We start from the raw sequence: 18,538 nt of genomic DNA, 5'->3' as shown, positions 1-18,538 counted from the left end.
CCTCGGGTTCCTTTCACGCGACGGCCAGACGATTGCCGACCCGGGTCAGGGGGCGGGCGAGGTCGATGGCCAGCAAGTCTTCGGCCCCGATCTCGGCGGCCAGTTGGCCGCAGGCGCGGCGTTGGTCGACCGGCAGGGCGGCCAGCCAGCGCAGCGTGCGTTGCAGGACCCACAGCGAGTGGGCCGACGCACCGTGAGTCATCTGGCGACCGCGCAGTCGAACGGTGACCATGCCCAGGCTCGGCTGGTCCTCGTCCTTGTCGGAGACCAGCGCGCCGGCGGGCTTGGCGGGATTCCGCGCCACCCACTCGCGCCAAAGCCGGGCGGCCTCGATGAAGCTGGAAGCGTGGTCGACCATGATGTTGCGCAGGAGCTCGACCACGGCCGGCGGTATGGCGTCGTCCGGCAGATAGGACATGGGTGCCTCGGAGAACTCCGGCGAGCGGATTTCCGGGGTGTTCATGTGCTCCACCCAGCGGAACACCCTGGGCGCCCGGCGCTGCATCAGGTGCAGCGGATAGGGGTCACGCCCCAAGTGGCCGAACAGTGGTCCCATCAGACCGAAGTCGCCGACGCTGGGAAGGCCGCCGAACAGGTACGGATGCTCGGTGAATTGCGCCTCGAGCTGATCCAGCAGGTCGAGGTAGATCGCTTCCATGATTGGGAACAGGTCCGGCGTGATCCCGATCCGCGCGCGGTGACTGTCCATCTGCCGGGCGACAACGCCGCCATAGTGGTCAAGTTCGGCGTCCGTGCCCTGCGGCCGGAAGCTGCGGCCGAATTCCCGCGAGACAAAATGATAATTGGCCTCCTGGAAGTTCCAGCGGAAATGCCAGGCGATCTTCAGCGCCTCGCTCGCCATTAGGTCGATCAGGTACGCCGCCAGCCGCTGACGCGGTCCTGGCGGCAGGGCGGGCGGATCAGGAAAACGCCGCTCCAACACCTCGAAAATCTCGGTAGTGTCCTGCACCACTTCACCGGCCGGGGTCTCCAGGATCGGGATGCGCCGCGAACGAGCGGCCGGGCTGACCACCTCGCGGAACCGCGGATGACTGGGCAGGCGTTCGATGAAGGGGATGGCCTTCTTGCGCAGATAGCTGCGCGTCTTGCCGGTGTAGAACGAAGCGTGGGCGCCATAGAGGACATAGGTCGCGGCCGCGCCAGCGCTCGTCCCGTGATCGGCGGCTACTGGCACAGTCATCCTCCCCGTACGCGTCAAGACGGCCCGGGACATCCCCCGACCGCGCCAATATGTGAACCGAAATTACGGTTCAGTTCAAGGGCCGTCTTGATGTCTGCGAGCAATCGCTGCACAGGTTCCAGCTAGGCTCGGCGAACGCCGAGATAGCCGGCCAGCATTTCGGTCAGGGATTCGATGACGAAGGGCGTGCCTGCCCGCTCGCCGGTGACCTCCGAGCGCAGACCACGATGGATCAGCGCCGCTTCCACTGTCCGCAGGCCGAAGATGCAGGACTCCTCCAACTCGGTCGGCCGCCCTTCTCCGCGTTTGACCAGGAACTCCGCAAGCAGGCGGCCGGAACGATCGTCGGCGGCGCGCAGGGCCGGGACATAGGCCGAGCCCGCCCCCGACAGGGTGCGCTGGAACAGGGCGCGGAAGAAGCCCGGGTGACGCTCGATCACGCGCGCGGTGTTCGTGACCAGGGTGCGCAGGATTTCATAGCTCGACTTCTCCGCCCATTCCGGCATGGCGAGAAAGCGTTCCATGTTGTTCTCGATCCGCTGCGCGAACTGGATATGCAGCGCGCGGAACAGCGCCTCCTTGTCGCGAAAGCGGCGGTAGAAACTACCGATCGAGCATTTGGCGGCGGCGGCGATGTCGCTGACGTGGGCGTCGTCGTAGCCCTTGCGCGCGAACACCTGCTCGCCGGCCTTCATGAGCCGCGCCTGAGCCTCGCGACTTCGCGTCTGGTTGGCCGGGATAACGCCGTCGATGTCTTCGATATCGGAGGTCTGAGCCGCCAATCTTGTCGCCTTCCATCCCACATGCCGAGTCACGGATCACGGCCGCAGCGCCCTCATGACACACCCCCGAGGGGGCCGACAACGGAGCAGAAGGTCCGTCAAGAGTGATTAATCGATCGACCTATTGCATCCCACCTGGTCGTTGAATCAAGAGTGGAAACGGTCGGAACACGTATTCCGTTTCATAGCCCTGTTCATACGCTGGACATGGCTGGAAAAGAGGTATCCCCTCCCCCGCCGCGCCAGAGACCTAGTTGCCCCAGTAGACGTATTCGTCGCTCTCCGCCTGGGGTGTTTCAAGGGTGTGGTCGAGCATCACCGGCGACTGCCCGAGCTCGGGCCACATGGGCTTGACCTGCTGGGCGTTGTGGCGGTCAAGCAGGACCTTCAGTTCGGCGACCTTTTCGGGCTGGGCCAGGGCCAGGTTGTTGCGTTCCGTGGGATCGACGGACAGGTCGTAGAGCCAGTCCTTGGCCGGCCGCTCCGTCACCTGCAACTTCCAATCGCCCGCCCGAACGACTTGATAGGGGCCGGTGCGCCAGAACAGCACCTCATGCGGCCGGCCGAGCTTCTTGGCCTGGACGTAGGGGATGAGATCCACCCCGTCATAGACTCGGTCGCTGGGCAGCTTGGCGCCCGCGACCGCCGCAGCCGTAGCGAAGATGTCGAAGTGAGAGACCGGCGCGCGAAAGACGGTCCCGGCCTGGATCGCGCCCGGCCAGCGCACGAAATACGGCGTGCGGACCCCCCCCTCGAAGAAGGTCTGCTTCCAGCCCCGATAGGGCCGGTTGATCTCCGGCAGGCCGAGGTAGTAGGCGCCGCCGTTGTCGCTGGTGAAGATGACGATGGTGTCCTTCTCCAGCCCTTGCTCCTGCAGGGCTTCGAGCAGACGGCCGACATTGCGGTCCAACGAACGGATCATGGCGCCATAGATCCGCGTCCGCCGGTCGGTGATGTTCGAGAGCGCCTCGAAGTCCTCCTTCGTCGCCTGCAAGGGCGTGTGCGGTGCGTTGTAGGCCATGTACATGAAGAACGGCCTGTTACGATTGGCCGCGATGGCGTTCACCGCTTCATCGGTCAGATAGTCGGTCATGTAACGCTTGGGCGCAAAGGCCTCGCCGCCGTCCTTGCGGACATAGAACTGCAGACTCTTCCACAGATTCATGTCGATGGGATCGAAGTCCTGCCGCGCTTCCACCCCGCGCGGATCCCCTGGCGGGAGGAACATCGAACCGCCGCCGATAAAGCCCAGGCTTTCGGAGAAGCCCCGGTTCTGCGGTTGGAACTGCGGCGACTCGCCCAGGTGCCACTTGCCGAACTGCAGGGTGTGGTAGCCCGAATCCTGCAGCAGCTTCGCCAGCATGATCTCGCTGGGCGGAACACCCATCTCCGACGTCGGAATGATGTCCTTCTCGCGATCGGCGAAATAGACCGGATTGCGCATGCCGTAGTTGAACGCCCGTACGGAGCGCGCGAAGGCCAACGGCACCGGCGTGAATTCAAAGCCGAAGCGAGTCGGATAGCGGCCGGTCAATAGCGCCGCGCGAGACGGCGCGCAGGTGCCGTGCCCAGCGTATCCTTGGGCGAAGCTGACGCCTTCGTGCCCGATGGAGTCGATGTTGGGCGTCTGAACCAGACCGCCCGCCACACCGCCTCCGTTGAAGCTGACGTCGTTGTAGCCGAGGTCGTCGGCGACGATGAGGATGATGTTCGGCTTGCGCTTGCCGGCAGGCGGTCGTTCCGGTCCCAGCTGCCAGACCACGTCGCGCGGCGGGCCGACCACAACCCGGGCGCGTTCTGTCGGGACGTGGGCCGGCGCCTGGCCCCACGAAGGCACGGTCATCGCCAGGCATGCGGCGATCCCCGTCGCCACCACTCCAAGACGGCGTTCTACACTTCGCATCTATGGACTCCCCTCAATGAACCGGAATTTTTATTCACGTTGATATTCGCGACGGCGGCTGTCAACGCCGCCCCGGCCGTCGGCGGCCGCTCCGAACCGCTGCATTCCGAGCCTGGCCGGACAGCCCCGAAAAGCGGGGCGCGCGCAGGGCGCGCCCCGAGGTCCGGGGAGAAAGAGCTAGAATTTCTTGGAAACCTCGACGCCCCAGGCGCGCGGCGCGCCATACCAGCCGACATAGCCGCGCGCCTGGCTGGTTCCGCCCCCGCTGATGAAGGCCGCCAGGGGTTGAGGCGTTTTCTGAACGAAGTAGACCTCGTCTGTCAGGTTCTTACCGAACAGCGACACCCGCCAGTCCTGGCCGTCCGAGGTGAGGCCGATGCGCGCTCCGACCAGAGTTGTGGCCGGTTCGAAGGAGCCTGGGCCAAGCGTCGGCTCAAGCTGCCTGTCGCCGACATAGCTGACGTCGGCATTGAGGAACCAGGTCAGGCCCGTGTCGGCAAGCGGCGCCTCCCACTGACCAGTCAAGCTCCAGCTCCACTTCGGGCTCTGCGAGGGAGTGAGGCCATTGTAATTGCAGGTCCCCGGCAAGGTCCCGTTCGGGACCTTGCCGGAATAGCACTGGCCGGCCGGATAGTCGGTGAACTCGGCGTCCATGTAGGACAGCGCGCCCCGCAGCGAGAGCTGCGTGATCGGATGGAACTGCGCCTCGGCCTCGAAGCCTTGCACCCGACGAGATCCGGCATTGGCGACGATGAAGCCGGTGCTGGTCACCGGGTTGAGGATGGAATCCTGGAAGTCGTCCAAGTCCATTCGATAGATGTCGGCATTGATCAGCAGGCGACGGTCTAGCCAGGTGGACTTGATCCCCAGCTCATAGGTCAGCGAGCTTTCCGCATCGAAATCCACGGGCACGCCCGCAGCGGCCGAACGTCCGTTGAAGCCGCCGGTCTTGTAGCCGGTGGCCGCAATTGCATAGGCCATCACGCCCGGCGACAGGTCATATTGCGCGCCCAGCGACCAGGTGAGCTTCTCCTCGGACCGATCGACGGCGCCGAGGTGGTTCACCGCGAAGACGGCGCGGGCCGCCAACGAAGCCGTGGGGTTGACGTCGGAATCGAAGAACGCGTCCTTGCCGTCCCAGCTGTAGCGCAACCCGCCGGTGAAGCGCAGCGCCTCACTGGCGTTCAGCGTCGCTTGTCCGAAGATCGCTGCGCTCCGTGTCTTCTGGGTGAAATAGAACCTGCTCTCGTCGGTAGGCAGGAAGGTGCGACCATTGGGCAAAGTGCGATTGGCGTGGACGCCCAGCGAGGTCCTGGTCGTGTGCGTAACGCTTTCCGAGAACAGGTAAAGTCCCGCCAGATAGCTGAACGTCTGCTCCACCGGCGAAGCGATCCGCAGTTCCTCGCTGTAGCCTTCCCGACGCAGGTACTGCTTGCCGGACGCGGTGGATTGCGGAAGGCCGTCGGCCGCCAGCGAGCGGATATCGTCCTTGTAGCCGTTCCACGCGGTGATCGAGGTCAGGGTGTGGCCGCTGTCGAGGTCCCAGTTGAAGCTCGCCGACAGGCCGTAGGCCTGGGTGACGTCCAGCCCTTGATTGTCGTCGTCGACGACGTGGTCCTTGTCGTCAAAATTCTGGAACGGCCGGCCCAGCGCCGCGGTCGCCGCGAGGAAGCCAGGAGTTGCGATGCCGGTCGGCCCCCTGGGATCGAGGGTCTCGGGGGTACAGCACTCCGAACGCATTCGAGTGAAGTAGCCGATGAAGTCGCCGGTCACGTTGTCGCGCGGCCGCCATTGCAACCGGCCCCGTACGCCGTACTGCTCGACGCCGTTCACGTCGTCGCCGGTGAAGCGATTGGTTTCGTAGCCGTCGCGCGAGCCGGCCCAGAACGAAAGTCGCCCGGCCAGGGTCTCAGTCAGGCCGCCGCCGACGTAACCGCTGATCTGCTTGTCGGAGTAGTCGCCAATGCGCAGAGCGAGCATCGCCTCGGGCGTTTGGGAAGGCGCACGCGAGGTGATGTTGATCGCGCCCACCGGCGTATTGCGGCCATAGAGCGTGCCCTGCGGACCACGCAGGACCTCCAGGGTCGAGATGTCCTGCAGGTTGGACTGGATGGGCCCGGCGGCGACAATATAGACACCGTCGATGAAGATGCCGACGCTGGCCTCGATCCCAGGGTTGGTGCCGGAGGTGCCGATGCCCCGCACGAAGACCGTCGAGTTGCGGTTGTTGTTGGACTGGGTGATCGAGACCGATGGGATCATGCGGGAGAGTTCCGCCGCGGTGACGACGCCGGTCTTCTCCAGGTAGTCGCCGCTCACCGCGCTGACCGACATGCCCACATCCTGGATGTCCTCGGCCCGCTTGTTAGCGGTGACGATGATCGTCTCCACCTCGGCGACCCTGTCCTGCGCGCGGGCCGGCGACGCCGCCGTCAGGACAAGGGCAACGGCGGTTCCGCCAAACAACATGCTCGCGAATCCACGACGGTCCATTTCGCTCCCCCTTTCATTGCACGACCTTGTTCCTGGCGGAGGGCCCGCCGAGCCGGTCGCGATAAATCAACCATAGTGGAATAAGAATTCCGGTTCAAGTCATGACACCCACACACGCTCCCCTGCGCGGGCCGGCACCCTTAGATCGCTCCTGCGGTGCGCAGATTCGCCATGCCGGCTTCGTCGTACCCGAGCGCGCGAAGCACCTCTTCAGTGTGTTCGCCGGTACGGGGCGGCGGACCGGCGATGACGCCGGGATTGGCCGAGAGGGAGATGGGGACGCCGATGACCGGCGTGGGTCGGGAGGCGTCGGCAGACCTCACCTGCTGCAGCAGGCCCATGGCCTGGACGTGCGGATGGTCGAGGGTTTCGGCAGGGCTCAGGACGGCGCCGGCCGGGATTCGCGCCGCGGCCAGGGCTTCCAGCGCTTCGGCGCGGCCTCGCGCGCCGCACCATTCCCCCACGCGGGCGCTGATCAACGCGCCATGCTCGCCGCGTGAGAGATCGTCAGCGAAACGCGGATCGTCCAGCCAGCCGGGCTCGTCGATCAAGTGCGCAAGACGGCGGAAGAGGGGCTGGCCGACGACCTGGATGAGGATCCAGCCATCCCGCGTCCTGAAAAGGTCTGCGGGCGCGGCCCCGAAGCTCCGATTTCCCAAGGGCGCGCGGTTGGAAGCGAGAACCGCCTGCTCGATGAGCGTAGGACTCATGAAGGCCAGCGCCGTGCCCAGCAGAGAGGTCGCCACCTCCTGACCTCGACCACTCTTCCGCCGTTCCATCAGCGCCAGCAGCGTCCCCACCGCGCTGTGGAGCGCCGTTCCAAAATCCACCCAGGGCACGGGGGTGCGGAAAGGCTGGTCAGGCAAGCCGGTCAGATAGACGGCGCCCGACATCACCTGGCCGATCCCATCGAACCCCACCTGGTCGCGGAGCGGGCCGTTCTGGCCATAGGCGGAAGGCGTCGTCAGGATGATGTCTTTCCGCACAACCTTCAGGCTCTCGTAATCGAGACCCATCGCACGCAGGGTCGCCGGCGGCAGATTGGCGACGACGACGTCGGCAGTGGCGACCAGCCGGCGGACCACCGCACGGCCGGGCTCGCTCATAGGGTCCAGGGTGATGGAGCGCTTGCCTCGGTTCATCTGCGAGAACAGCGCGCCGTCCAGGCCAGGTCCCAGCGGAGACACGAAGCGGTCCTCGCTGCCGTCCCGCTTTTCGATACGGATGACCTCAGCGCCGAACTCGGCAAGCAGAGCCGCGCAGTAAGGACCGGCGATGTAACGCCCGAAGTCCAGCACGCGCACGCCGTCCAGAATCCCCATCGCCTTCTCCTGCCCTGCGGGACGACTTCAGCCGAACAACAACTCGCATCCGGTGCCGGCGAGTGTCGCATCGACCACGTGGCGGCTGGCCGTCGGCAGAGCCTGGTACTCGGCTCGCAACCAGGCGAGGCACTTGGCGTGGTAGGCAAAGGTCTGCTGCACCCAAGGCAGGCCGTCGATTTCCGTCACCACCTCGGGCTTGCCCGAACGCGCCGCCTGGTCGTTCGCCAGCAAGAGCGGCGCGTAGACCCGTCCGATCTCACCGAGCAGGCCACGGACCGTTGTCGGCAGGTCCGCGGCGCTGAACCAGTCGTCACCGGCCGGCTCAAGACCGGAAAGATCTTCCACCGCGCCGACCCAGGCATGGACACGGGGGGCGCGTTCGGCCGTCAGCGCCAACGGCGTGGGATCGAAATGGGCCAATTGGGTGAGTTGCCCGAAGATCGCGAAGTCGCCGGCGCCCGGCCGCCCTCCCAAGAAGAAGGGTTGCGAACGCAGGTGGTCCTCCATCACGTCCAGGAACCGCCGGTAACTGGCCTCGATCACCGGGCGGGTCGTCTCGTTCGACCCCACATAACGAAGCCGCGGAATCTGGCGAGAGCGGATGATGTCGGCGGCGACCTCCAGTTCGGCGTCCGAACCACGCCCCCGCGTCCAGGCCGGCAGGATGCGGCCCGCATGGTAGGCGTCCTCCTCATAAGCCCAGCGATAGTGGAACATTGCCTTGGTCAGCCATTCGTCGCCGTAGTCCTCGATGAGGGCGTCGATGAACGCCAGCGCCGGATCGGCGGGCCTAACGTGCCGTTGAGCGTACTCGGCTTCAAGGCGCCTGATGATCGGCGTGGAGTCCGTTACGGCCTCCAGAACGCCCCCCTCGCCGGGGAGATAAAAGGTCGGCAACAGGCTGACCTTCGGTCGCGGCAGAAGCTTGCCGCCCCGCTGGGCGAGATTGTCGTGCGACGCAAGGATCAGCTTGTAGGGAATGCGGCGATAGCGAAGAACCGCCAGCATCTTGCGAGTGTACGGCGAGCCGGGAACCCCCGAAAGCACGATGCGCGAGGTCTGGTTCATGGGATCAGGTTCCGGATTGCTCGTTCGCGGAGAGGAGGCACGGGTCAGTTCACGGACCGGGTCTTGCCGGCCCAGAAGGGCTCGCGCAGGTCGCGGCGCATGATTTTGCCCGCGAGGTTTCTTGGGATGGAGGCGGCGAAGTCTACGCTCTTGGGCGCCTTGTAGCCGGCGATATGCTCGCGGACCCGGCGGATGATTTCCGCCTCGTCGCTGACGACCCCAGGGCGCAAGACGACGATCGCCTTGACGGCCTCGCCCCAGCGGGCGTCCGGCACGCCGATCACGGCGGCGTCCGCCACGTCCGGATTCCGGAACAAGGCGTTCTCCACCTCCGCCGGATAGACGTTCTCACCGCCGGAGACGATCATGTCCTTCACGCGGTCGTGGATGTAGAGGTAGCCCTCGGCATCGAAGTAGCCGGCGTCGCCGGTATGCAGCCAACCGTCGATGATCGTCCGGCCGGTGGCGTCGACGTCGCGATAGTACCCCGGCGTCACAACCCCGCCCTGAACCACCACCTCCCCCACCTCGCCCACGGCGCAGGCCTGGCCGTCGGAAGAAACCACCCTCACCCCGATCCCCGGCAAGGGCCGCCCGCAGGACTGCAGCTTCCCGCGCCCGTCGGCATGGTCGGCCGGCGCAAGCATGCAGACCGCGCTGGTCGTCTCCGTCATGCCGTAGCCCTGCGCGAAGGCGCACTTGAAGGTGTCGCGGGCTTCCACCAGCACCCGTTCGGTGATCGGCGAGCCACCGTAGGTGATCAGCTTCAGGGCGGAGAAATCGCGCTCAGCGATCCCCGGGACCTCCAGGCACATCTGCAACATGGCCGGTGCCATGGCCGCACGCGTGACCCGTTCGCGTTCGAAGATCTCGACCACCTGGGCCGGACGAAACTGATCGACGGTGATCAGGCGTGAACCGGAAATCAGGCTGCGCAGTAAGCCGTTGACGCCGTTCACATGAAAGAACGGAGCCGGCGCGAACACGACCTCGCCGGCGCCGGTTCGCGACCACTCGTGCCTGTCCATCGCCTCGAAGGAGCGGTTGTAGTTCCGATGGGTCAGCTGCACGCCCTTGGGCATCCCCGTCGTCCCGCTCGTGTACATCTGGATGAACACGTCCTCAGGGTCGACGGGACCGACGGGATCGTCACCGGACTGCCTGGAGCACCAGGCGTCGTAGCTTTCGGCAAGCGTGGAACCCTTGCCCACCACGATCACGGCGCGGGCGCGACCAAGGATCTCCGCCGATTGCGAGAGGCTCGGCAGGAGGTCCTCCTCGACGAACATCGCCTCGACCTGGGCGTGCTCGAGAATGTAGCGGACTTCGCCCGGCGCCAGCCGCCAGTTCACCGGCAACAATACGGTGGCGGCCTTCAGCGAACCGCAGAGAATCTCGATGAACTCAGGAATGTTGCGCGTCAGAGCGGCGATCCTGGCCCCGGGCCGACACCCCGCAGCGATCAGGCCGTTGGCGATCCGGCTGGCCCGCTGGTCAAGGGCTTCGAAGGTGATGTCCCGCCCGCCAGCGCTGCAGGCTATCGATGTCGGGCGGAGCCTCCCCTGCAAGCGGACGGCGCTCCCCATCACGTCGACCAATTCCATGCAGCCCCTCCTCGTATCCTCACCGTCTCGCTACGCGCGCTCCGGCTCCCCATCGGGCGACTATATAGGAACCATAATTCTGGTTCTCATCAAGTGGATTTTTCAAATTCCATCGTCGGAGTCTTCGCCGCTGCGGCTTGCGCCGGCGCTGGTCGCATGCGGCATGGTATCTGCTTGCCCCGCACTCATCGATCAGTGAGGCGTCCGCAGCCGACCATGCCGCCGCTCCCGGCACTTGACATGGCTCAGAGCACCAAGAAGAATGCGAATAGAAATTCCTATTTTAGAAAATTGCGGCGCCTGGGAGGGAACTCGAATGACCGAAAGCACCGCAGCCGCCCCTGCGGGAGGGCTCCAGACGACAGGGATGGCGCCCTTCTCACCGGCCTACACCCGCTACGCCATGTGGTTCTTGCTGCTGGTCTCGACGCTCAACTACCTGGACCGCCAGGTGGTCAACATCCTCGCCGAATCCATCAAGCGCGATCTTGACCTGAGCGACACCCAGATCGGGCTAATGACCGGCCTGGCGTTTGCGCTGTTCTACACCTTCCTGGGCCTGCCGCTGGCCCGGCTCGCCGACAATCCGAAGGTCAGCCGAAGCTCCCTGATCGCGGCCTCGCTAGCGGCCTGGTCGGCGATGACGGTCATGTGCGGCCTGGCGCAGAACTTCGTGCAGCTGCTTCTGGCGCGGGTCGGCGTCGGTATCGGCGAGGCCGGCTGCGCGCCGGCGGCGCACTCGCTGATCACGGACATGGTCCCGCGCGAGAAGCATGCCTCCTCGATGGCCTTCTACGGGATCGGCATCCCTATCGGCGGTCTCCTCGGCATGGTGATGGGCGGATTGCTCACCGACCTCTACGGCTGGCGATCCGCCTTCCTCGTCCTCGGCCTGCCAGGCCTGATCTTCGCCTTGCTGCTCTGGACCACCCTGAAAGAACCTCGGGGCGTCTTCAAGGAGCGGGCCCTTGCGTCCGCCACGCCCGCCCCGCCGCAGATGTCATTCCGCGAAGCCGTCGCTGAGGTCGCCGCGTCGAAGGCGTTCGTCCTGATCACCATCGCCGCCTCCTTCGTGGCCTTCCTCGGCTACGGCAAGACGGTCTGGCAGGCGATCCTGTTTATCCGCACGCACAATCTGTCGCCGGGCCAGGTAGGCCTGTGGCTAGGCATCTCCGCGGGCGTGGCCGGGGCGATCGGAATGTTCCTGGGCGGGTACTTCGCCGATCGCTTCGGCGCCAAGGACCCGCGCCGCGTCCTCGCTGCGCCGATCATCGGCATGGCTCTGGGAGCCCCCCTGCTGGTGGCGGGTTACCTCCAGGCCGACTGGCGGATCGCCCTAGTGCTGATCTTCCTGCCCTCCATCGCCAACAACCTCTTCTATGGTCCGACCTTCTCCTGCGCCCAGCGGCTGGTGAGCCCCCCTGCCCGCGCCATGGCGTCGGCCATCATCCTGTTCGTCATCAATCTGATCGGCCTGGGCCTGGGACCGCTGTTCTTCGGCATGTTGTCCGACGCCGTGCAGCCATTCGCCGGCGACCAGAGCGTGCGATGGGTGCTGGCCGGGGCCGCCGGCCTGGGCGTTGTCCCGGCGGTGTTCTTCTGGCTAGCCAGCCGGCGCCTCACCAGCGAACTCAAGACCATCTAGGCCCAGCTCGACACCCCGGCCGACGAGGCCGGGAGAGCGGTCACGCACGCACACCCCTTCAAGGCGAAGCATATGAAAACCAGGATCACCGAACTCTTCGGCATTGAACATCCGATCATCCAGGGCGGCATGCACTATGTCGGCTACGCCGAGTTGGCGTCGGCGGTGTCGAACGCCGGCGGCCTGGGGATCATCACTGGGCTCACCCAGCCGACGCCTGAAGCTTTGGGGAAGGAAATCGCGCGCTGCCGCGAGATGACCGACAAGCCGTTCGGCGTGAACCTGACATTCCTGCCCAGTTTCCAGGCGCCGCCCTATCCGGAATATATCGACGCCATCATCGCCGGCGGCGTGAGGGCGGTGGAGACGGCCGGCCGCAACCCGCAGGATCACATGCCGCGCATGAAGGCGGCCGGGATCAAGGTGATCCACAAATGCACCTCGGTGCGCCACTCGCTGAAGGCGGAAGCCATCGGCTGCGACGCGGTCAGCGTCGACGGCTTCGAATGCGGCGGGCACCCGGGCGAAGACGATATTCCCAACATGATCCTGCTGCCGCGCGCGGCCGAGGAGCTGAAGATCCCCTTCGTCGCCTCCGGCGGCATGGCCGACGCCCGCAGCCTGGTGGCTTCGCTGGCTCTGGGCGCCGAGGGCATGAACATGGGCACCCGCTTCATCGCCACGCGCGAGGCGCCCGTGCATGAGAACGTCAAGCGCGCCCTGGTGGAGGCCGACGAGTTGCAGACACGGCTGGTCATGCGGCCGCTGCGCAACACCGAGCGCGTGCTGCTCAACGCCGCGGTCGAACAAGTGCTGCGGATCGAGGCCGAGAGGGGCGCGGAAACCACCATCGGCGACATCCGGCAGTATGTGGCTGGCGGCCAGAGCCGGCTGGTGTTGCACGAGGGTCAAATGGACGCCGGAGCCTGGAGCTGCGGCATGGTGGCCGGGCTGATCCACGACGTCCCGACGGTAAAGGAACTGATCGACCGGATCATGAACGAGGCCGAGGAAATCATCCGTCGGCGGCTGGAAGGCCTGCTGGCCGCCTGAACGCGCCCGGACAGTTGAAAGGAACGGAGATCATGACAAGCCAGTTGATCGAGACGGTGGAAGACGGAATCGCCACCTTGACCATGAACCGCCCGGAAGCGCGCAACGCCCTGTCGGGCGAAATGCTGGCTGCGCTGTCCGAAGCCGCCCAGCGGCTGGCGGGCGACCGCGACGTTCGAGCTGTGGTCCTGACCGGGGCGGGCGGCGCATTCTGCGCCGGCGGCGACGTCAAGGGTTTCGCGAGCGACAGCGGAGAGGGAACGAGCTTCGAGCAAAAGCTGTATTCCCTCCGCACCGGCATGGATCTCAGCCGCATACTCCATGAGATGCCCAAGCCGACCCTGGCGGTCATCGCGGGCGCCGCGGCCGGCGCGGGCCTGTCCATAGCGCTGGCCTGCGACCTTCGGATCGCCGCCGCCGAGGCCAAGCTCACCACCGCGTTTTCGAAGGTGGGCGTCTCCGGCGACTATGGCGGCAGCTATTTCCTCAGCCATCTCGTCGGCTCCGCGAAGGCGCGGGAGCTCTATTTCCTGGCCGACGTGATCACCGGCGCGGACGCTGAGAAGCTCGGCGTCGTGAACTGGGCCGTACCGGCGTCGGAGCTCGCTCAGGCGGCCGGAGCCATGGCCCGCCGACTGGCTGAACTGCCGACGATCGCGGTGGGCTATATGAAGAAAAATCTGAACGCCGCCGACCAGGGCACGTTGAGCGACGTCCTCGACTTCGAGGCCGTGAACATGGTGCGGACGATGATGACCGAAGACCACAAGGCCGCGTCCAAGGCGTTCGTTGAAAAGCGTGCACCGCGGTTTTCGGGCCGGTGACGCGAGCCACGCCCCGACAAGGCCAAGACGTCGACTGACGTCCTCGCGGCCTTCGACGCGCGCCTCGGGTCGCGTCGAAGGCTCACCTGACTGCTACCGAAGGAACTGCAGACAACCGGACGTTTCGAGAATGGGATCGATACGTTCGCGCGCCGCGCCGTTCAGCGCCGCATAGGCGCCACGCAGGACCTGAAGGCACTTCGCCTGATAGCGGAACGCCGCCTGGCTGTAGGTTTCTCCGAGCACGGTGAACGACATGGTTTCCGCACCGCGCTCGAACGCCTCGGCGTTGGCCACGAGAAACGGCAGGTAAACCTCTCCCGCCAGCGTCAACAGAGCCTCGACTCCTTTCGAGACGGCTTTGACGGACCACTCGCCCTCGATCCCGCCAAGGTCGTCCACATGCATGATCCAGCGCGCCGTATAGGGCGCGGTCGAACGCAGCAGCTCGTTCGGCGTCGGATCGACGATGAGCTGCGAGAGCTGGCCATAGAGCGCGAACTCGGCGCGCGATGGACGGTCGCCGAAGAAGTACCAGCCGTTGACCACGTGCGCCTCCAGGGCCGCCAGGGTGCGCCGACAGGTCTCCTCGATCAGCGGCTGGTTGGCCTCAGTGCATCCAACCAGGGCCAGCCTTCCGATCTGACGATCGCCGAATTCACGTGCGAAGCCGCGGATATTGGCCAACCCGCCGCCCTGGAACCGGTCGAAGCCAAGCCAGTGGCCCATCTGGTCCTGATCGCGGGCGCGGAACCAGCGATAGTGGAACATATATTTGGTGACCCACTCGTCGGCGAAGTCCTCCAGAAGGAAGGCCAGAAAGGCGTCCCCCGCATCCTCCGGGACGATCGAGCGTTCGCCCGGGTGCAGGCGCTCCAGCTCGTCGATCATCGGTGTGGAATCGTTGTGGTACGATCCGTCGAGGAACTGGATGACGGGAATGACCGCGACCTTCAGCGGCACACGCCCAGCCAGGTCCTGGTTGCCGCCCCGGATCCAGATGTGCGGCAGGCGGCGATAGCGAAGGATCGCGCGCATCTTCATCGTATAGGGCGATCCCAGACTTCCGTGGATGCGGTAGTGTTCTTGCGCCATAGGCGGGCCTCCGGATTGCAGTAAGGGTTCGGTGCGGTCGGAGGGGAGAGAGCCAGGCGGGACGCTGGCTCTCGCCCACGTCAGAAGCGGTAGGTGACTTCCAGTCCGAAGGTGCGCGGTTCGGCGTAGTAGCCATGGAACCCCTCGGCCCCCGCGGTCCCGCCTGTGCTGACCATCGGCGCCAGCGGAATTCCGCCGATCCGCTGATAGTAGTGTTCGTCGGTCAGATTCTTGCCCCAGAGGGCAAGGTTCCAACGTCCGTCGCCGATGTCGAGCGCGAGACTGCCGTTGAGCAGGGTCACGGCCTCCTGACGCGAACGCGGATCCAGCGCCGCATCCAGCAGCATCGAGCTGGTGTGCTGGACTTCCAGCCGGCCGTTGAAGGTCAGGTCATCGGTGATCGGCCGCGAATAGTCTGCCGCCAGATTGAATTTCCACTCCGGCGAACTCACGGGAGTCATGCCGTTGAAGGAACAGGTGTTGGGCAAGCTGCCGTCTGGCGCACGGCCGGCGTAGCAGGGACCGATGGTGTAGTCGGTGAACTCGGCGTCGAGGTAGGTGAGGCCGCCGGAAAGCCGCAAATGCTCGCCGACCACCGCAGCGAAATCGCCCTCCAGCCCACGCACCCTGCGTTCGCCAGCGTTGCCGGTCAGAAAGCCCGAGCGGGTGACCGGATTGAGAATGGATTCCTGGAAGTCGCTGAGCACCATGTTGAACAGCGTGAGGTTGACCCTCACTCGCTGGTCGAAGAGCTGGGATTTCACGCCGAGTTGGTAGTCTATCGAGGATTCCGGTTCGAACTGGACGGGGGCCGAGGGCGCCTGGCGGCGGGCGTTGAAGCCGCCGGCCTTGTAGCCGGTGGAGACGCTGGCGAAGACCATGACGTCCGGCGTCAGGTCGTATTGGGTGCTGAGCAGCCAGGTGAACTTCTCCTCGCTTCGCGAGACATCGCCGATTGGGTTGGGCCCAAACAGCGCCTGGAACGCTGCATTGGTCCCCGGCGAGTTGGTGTGATTGATCACCCCCTCCTTCTCTTCCCACACGTAGCGAGCTCCGGCCGAGACCCGCCACCGTTCGGAAAGATTGAATCGTGCCGTGCTGAACAAGGCGGTGCTTGTGGTCTTCAGATCCGCTTCGGAACGCATCGCGTCCCCGGGATTGAAGTGCTGCGGCCCGCCCAGCGCAGCCGGCAACGGAAACAGCCGGTTGGCGTCCGGCCCCACCGTCACGGTCGACCAGAAGTCATAGGTCTGCCGATAGAGATAGAGGCCCGCAATGTATTCGAAGAACCCTCCGACCGGAGAAGCGAGGCGCAGTTCTTCGCTGTAGGAGTTTATCTCCCCGCGCTCGATCAGGGTGGCCACTTTCTGCGGCAGGGCATCGGCGGAGTAGGGATCGGCCGAGCCAATGTTCACGTCCCAGGCCGTGATCGAGGTCAGGCTATGACCGCCGGAAAGCTCGAACTGCCCAGTCACGGAAAGGCCGTACGATCTGGCGCGATCATTGGTGACGTCGTCGGCCTGGACTACGAAATCGCCGCTGGTGAAGTTCTGAAAATCGTAGCCCAGCGCCGCGGTGGCGGCGAGGAACCCCGGCGTGGCGACACCGCCAGGACCGGTCGGATTGATCGCATCGGCCACGCCGCCATGCGACCTCACGTCTGAGTAGTAGCCAATGAAGTTGACCTTCAGATCGTCGCTCGGCCGCCAGAGAAGGCGCAGGCGTGCGCCCTCTCCTTCCATGTCGTTGACCCACTCGCGGGTCGCCAGATTGTAGGCGAAACCTTCACGCGATCGCGCCCAGAATGAAGCGCGGGCGGCGAGGTCCTCGCCCAAGCCCCCGCCGACATAGCCCTTGGCGTAAATCTGGTCATAATTGCCGACACCGGCGCTCAGCATCGCCTCCGGCGTCGATTGCGGCTCGCGAGTGACGATGTTGATGGCGCCGACCGGGGTGTTGCGGCCATACAGGGTGCCTTGTGGGCCTCGCAGCACCTCGACCGCCTGGATGTCCACCAGATCACCCTGCAGCACGCTCAGGCCCGGCAGATAAACGCCATCCAAGAATACCCCGACGCTGTATTCGATGCCTGGGTTGTTCCCCGAATTGCCGATGCCGCGCAAGGAAACGGTCGTGTTACGGGTATTGTTTGTCCCCTCCATCCGGAGGCTCGGCACGATGGCCGACAGTTCACGGAAATTGACCACCCGGGCGGCTTCCATTTCCCGGCCGCTGACCGCGGTGATCGACAACGGCACGTCCTGGACGCTTTCCACTCGCTTCTGGGCGGTGACCACCAGTTCCTCAAGCTGAACATCTGGCGACTGGCTGTAAGCCGGCGCCGCGGCGAGCCATCCACCGGCTATCGCCGTTGCGGCGACGCACCCGCAGCATCGCGTCGTTGTCTTCCTATGCACGCTACGCCCCCCCAAAGGCTCTCATTATCGGAACCAGAATTCATATTCCGAATTGCAGGTCATCTTGTCAATCACACGTTCGCGCTCGTCGCCGAGCAGCTTCCATGGGGCAGGTCCAAGAAATTCTAGAAGAAGTCGGCCGCACCAATCCGGACGCTATCGACAGCGCCGCCGCCATGGTCGAAGACGCCATTGATCGCCAGACCGACCAAGATGCGGCCGTAGTCGCCATGATGATCATGGTCTCTTTGCGGGAACATTCACTCCGGGCGCGCTACGGTCTGAACTGACCGCTGGAGATATACGGCGCTTCCCAACGCCCTCGCCTACCCGGTCCGCGATATCGTTTCAGCCGCACGTTGAAGCAGCGGCAAGGCGCGCTCCACCAAGCTTGCCATGTCCATGCGGCTCGCTTCGGCCGAGACATTGAGCGCAGCATTGACGCCGCCGGAGCGATCATAAACGGGCACGGCAAGAGAGATCAGGCCGCGCTCCAGTTCCTGATCGCAGATGCACCAACCCCGCTCGCGGGTTTCCCGCAAGATCCTTCGCAAGGCCTCGTGGTCGGTTACGGTGTAGGGTGTGAGCGCCTCGAAGCTGCGCCCCTGCAAAAAGTTGTCGACCTCCGCCAGTGATCGATAGGCGAGCATCACCCGTCCCGTCGAGGTGTGGAAGGCCGGCAACCGGCTGCCGATGCGCAGGTTGAGCGTCATCATTCGGCTTGCGGTGACGCGCGCCACATAGACCACCTCGTCGCCTTCCAACACGCTGAGCGAACAAGACTCGCCCACCTCTCGCGTCACGTCGGTCAGCACGATCTGGGCCCCTTCCCACGGCCCGACCCCCGAAAGGTATGCGTAGCCGAGATCAAGGATCCGCGGCGTCAAGCGAAAGTCACGACCATCGGTTCGCGCGTAGCCTTCTTCCGCCAATGTCAGCAGCAGGCGTCTGGCGGCCGCTCGGGTGATGCCGACCTTTTCAGCTACCTCGCTCAACGTCATCGCCGGCGTCTGAGCTGAGAAGGCGCGAATGACTTCAAGACCGCGGGCGAACGACTGCACGTAGTCGCGGCGAGTCTCATCGCTTTCCGATTTTGTGCGCATATCGCACATCTGTACGAAAATATTG

General features: G+C 65.1%; 14 protein-coding genes. 4 read left to right on the top strand and 10 right to left on the bottom strand.

Translation table 11 applies throughout. The annotated features are described in order from the left end of the window. Nucleotides 1-13: 13 nt before the first annotated feature. From ACSQ2H_RS03585 to ACSQ2H_RS03555, 7 genes are all read right to left on the bottom strand, one after another. Nucleotides 14-1,195 (bottom strand): glutathione S-transferase N-terminal domain-containing protein, encoded by a 1,182-nt coding sequence (locus ACSQ2H_RS03585; protein WP_436060083.1) that lies wholly within the window; start codon nt 1,193-1,195, stop codon nt 14-16. A gap of 128 nt (nt 1,196-1,323) precedes the next feature. Next, complete coding sequence (locus ACSQ2H_RS03580) at nt 1,324-1,983, bottom strand: TetR/AcrR family transcriptional regulator (RefSeq protein WP_436060082.1); 660 nt, start codon at nt 1,981-1,983, stop codon at nt 1,324-1,326. A gap of 250 nt (nt 1,984-2,233) precedes the next feature. Next, complete coding sequence (locus tag ACSQ2H_RS03575) at nt 2,234-3,886, bottom strand: sulfatase-like hydrolase/transferase (RefSeq protein ID WP_436060081.1); 1,653 nt, start codon at nt 3,884-3,886, stop codon at nt 2,234-2,236. A 177-nt stretch (nt 3,887-4,063) separates the two neighbouring features. Next, on the bottom strand, nt 4,064-6,355 hold the full coding sequence (locus ACSQ2H_RS03570) for a TonB-dependent receptor (RefSeq protein WP_436060080.1): 2,292 nt from the start codon (nt 6,353-6,355) through the stop codon (nt 4,064-4,066). A gap of 164 nt (nt 6,356-6,519) precedes the next feature. Then, complete coding sequence (locus ACSQ2H_RS03565; protein WP_436060079.1) at nt 6,520-7,701, bottom strand: CaiB/BaiF CoA transferase family protein; 1,182 nt, start codon at nt 7,699-7,701, stop codon at nt 6,520-6,522. A gap of 27 nt (nt 7,702-7,728) precedes the next feature. After that, a complete protein-coding gene (locus ACSQ2H_RS03560; protein WP_436060078.1) occupies nt 7,729-8,772 on the bottom strand; it encodes a glutathione S-transferase family protein in 1,044 nt (347 codons plus the stop codon). Between the two features lie 44 nt (nt 8,773-8,816). Then, nucleotides 8,817-10,376 carry a long-chain-fatty-acid--CoA ligase gene (locus ACSQ2H_RS03555; protein ID WP_436060077.1) on the bottom strand — a complete coding sequence of 520 codons (1,560 nt, stop codon included), beginning with the start codon at nt 10,374-10,376 and terminating at the stop codon, nt 8,817-8,819. A 367-nt stretch (nt 10,377-10,743) separates the two neighbouring features. On the opposite strand from ACSQ2H_RS03555, the gene ACSQ2H_RS03550 reads away from it, so the two are divergent. The 3 genes from ACSQ2H_RS03550 (at nt 10,744) to ACSQ2H_RS03540 (ending at nt 13,898) form a co-directional block, all read left to right on the top strand. Then, nucleotides 10,744-12,021 (top strand): spinster family MFS transporter, encoded by a 1,278-nt coding sequence (locus tag ACSQ2H_RS03550; RefSeq protein WP_436060076.1) that lies wholly within the window; start codon nt 10,744-10,746, stop codon nt 12,019-12,021. Nucleotides 12,022-12,093: 72 nt separating this feature from the next. Next, nucleotides 12,094-13,074 (top strand): NAD(P)H-dependent flavin oxidoreductase, encoded by a 981-nt coding sequence (locus tag ACSQ2H_RS03545; protein WP_436060075.1) that lies wholly within the window; start codon nt 12,094-12,096, stop codon nt 13,072-13,074. A 32-nt stretch (nt 13,075-13,106) separates the two neighbouring features. Further along, nucleotides 13,107-13,898, top strand: coding sequence for an enoyl-CoA hydratase-related protein (locus tag ACSQ2H_RS03540; protein WP_436060074.1), 792 nt, complete (start codon nt 13,107-13,109; stop codon nt 13,896-13,898). 93 nt (nt 13,899-13,991) lie between these two features. Here the strand turns inward: ACSQ2H_RS03540 and ACSQ2H_RS03535 are convergent, their stop codons facing one another. Next, entirely contained in the window at nt 13,992-14,993 is a 1,002-nt protein-coding gene (locus ACSQ2H_RS03535; RefSeq protein ID WP_436060073.1) for a glutathione S-transferase N-terminal domain-containing protein, read from the bottom strand. Nucleotides 14,994-15,073: 80 nt separating this feature from the next. Continuing rightward, nucleotides 15,074-17,290 carry a TonB-dependent receptor gene (locus ACSQ2H_RS03530; protein ID WP_436060072.1) on the bottom strand — a complete coding sequence of 739 codons (2,217 nt, stop codon included), beginning with the start codon at nt 17,288-17,290 and terminating at the stop codon, nt 15,074-15,076. A 224-nt stretch (nt 17,291-17,514) separates the two neighbouring features. Here ACSQ2H_RS03530 and ACSQ2H_RS03525 point away from each other — a divergent pair, with 224 nt between their 5' ends. Beyond that, nucleotides 17,515-17,700, top strand: a complete 186-nt coding sequence (locus ACSQ2H_RS03525) for a hypothetical protein (RefSeq protein WP_436060071.1) — start codon at nt 17,515-17,517, stop codon at nt 17,698-17,700. A 36-nt stretch (nt 17,701-17,736) separates the two neighbouring features. Here the strand turns inward: ACSQ2H_RS03525 and ACSQ2H_RS03520 are convergent, their stop codons facing one another. Next, nucleotides 17,737-18,513: an IclR family transcriptional regulator domain-containing protein gene (locus ACSQ2H_RS03520; protein ID WP_436060070.1), complete on the bottom strand. Its 777-nt coding sequence runs from the start codon at nt 18,511-18,513 to the stop codon at nt 17,737-17,739. Between the last annotated feature and the right edge of the window lie 25 nt (nt 18,514-18,538).

The organism is Phenylobacterium sp. LjRoot97, from assembly GCF_964254345.1.
Classification (GTDB): Bacteria; Pseudomonadota; Alphaproteobacteria; order Caulobacterales; family Caulobacteraceae; genus Phenylobacterium.
Note: the sequence above shows the minus strand (reverse complement) of the source record. Positions and strands in the feature narration are given on the sequence as shown.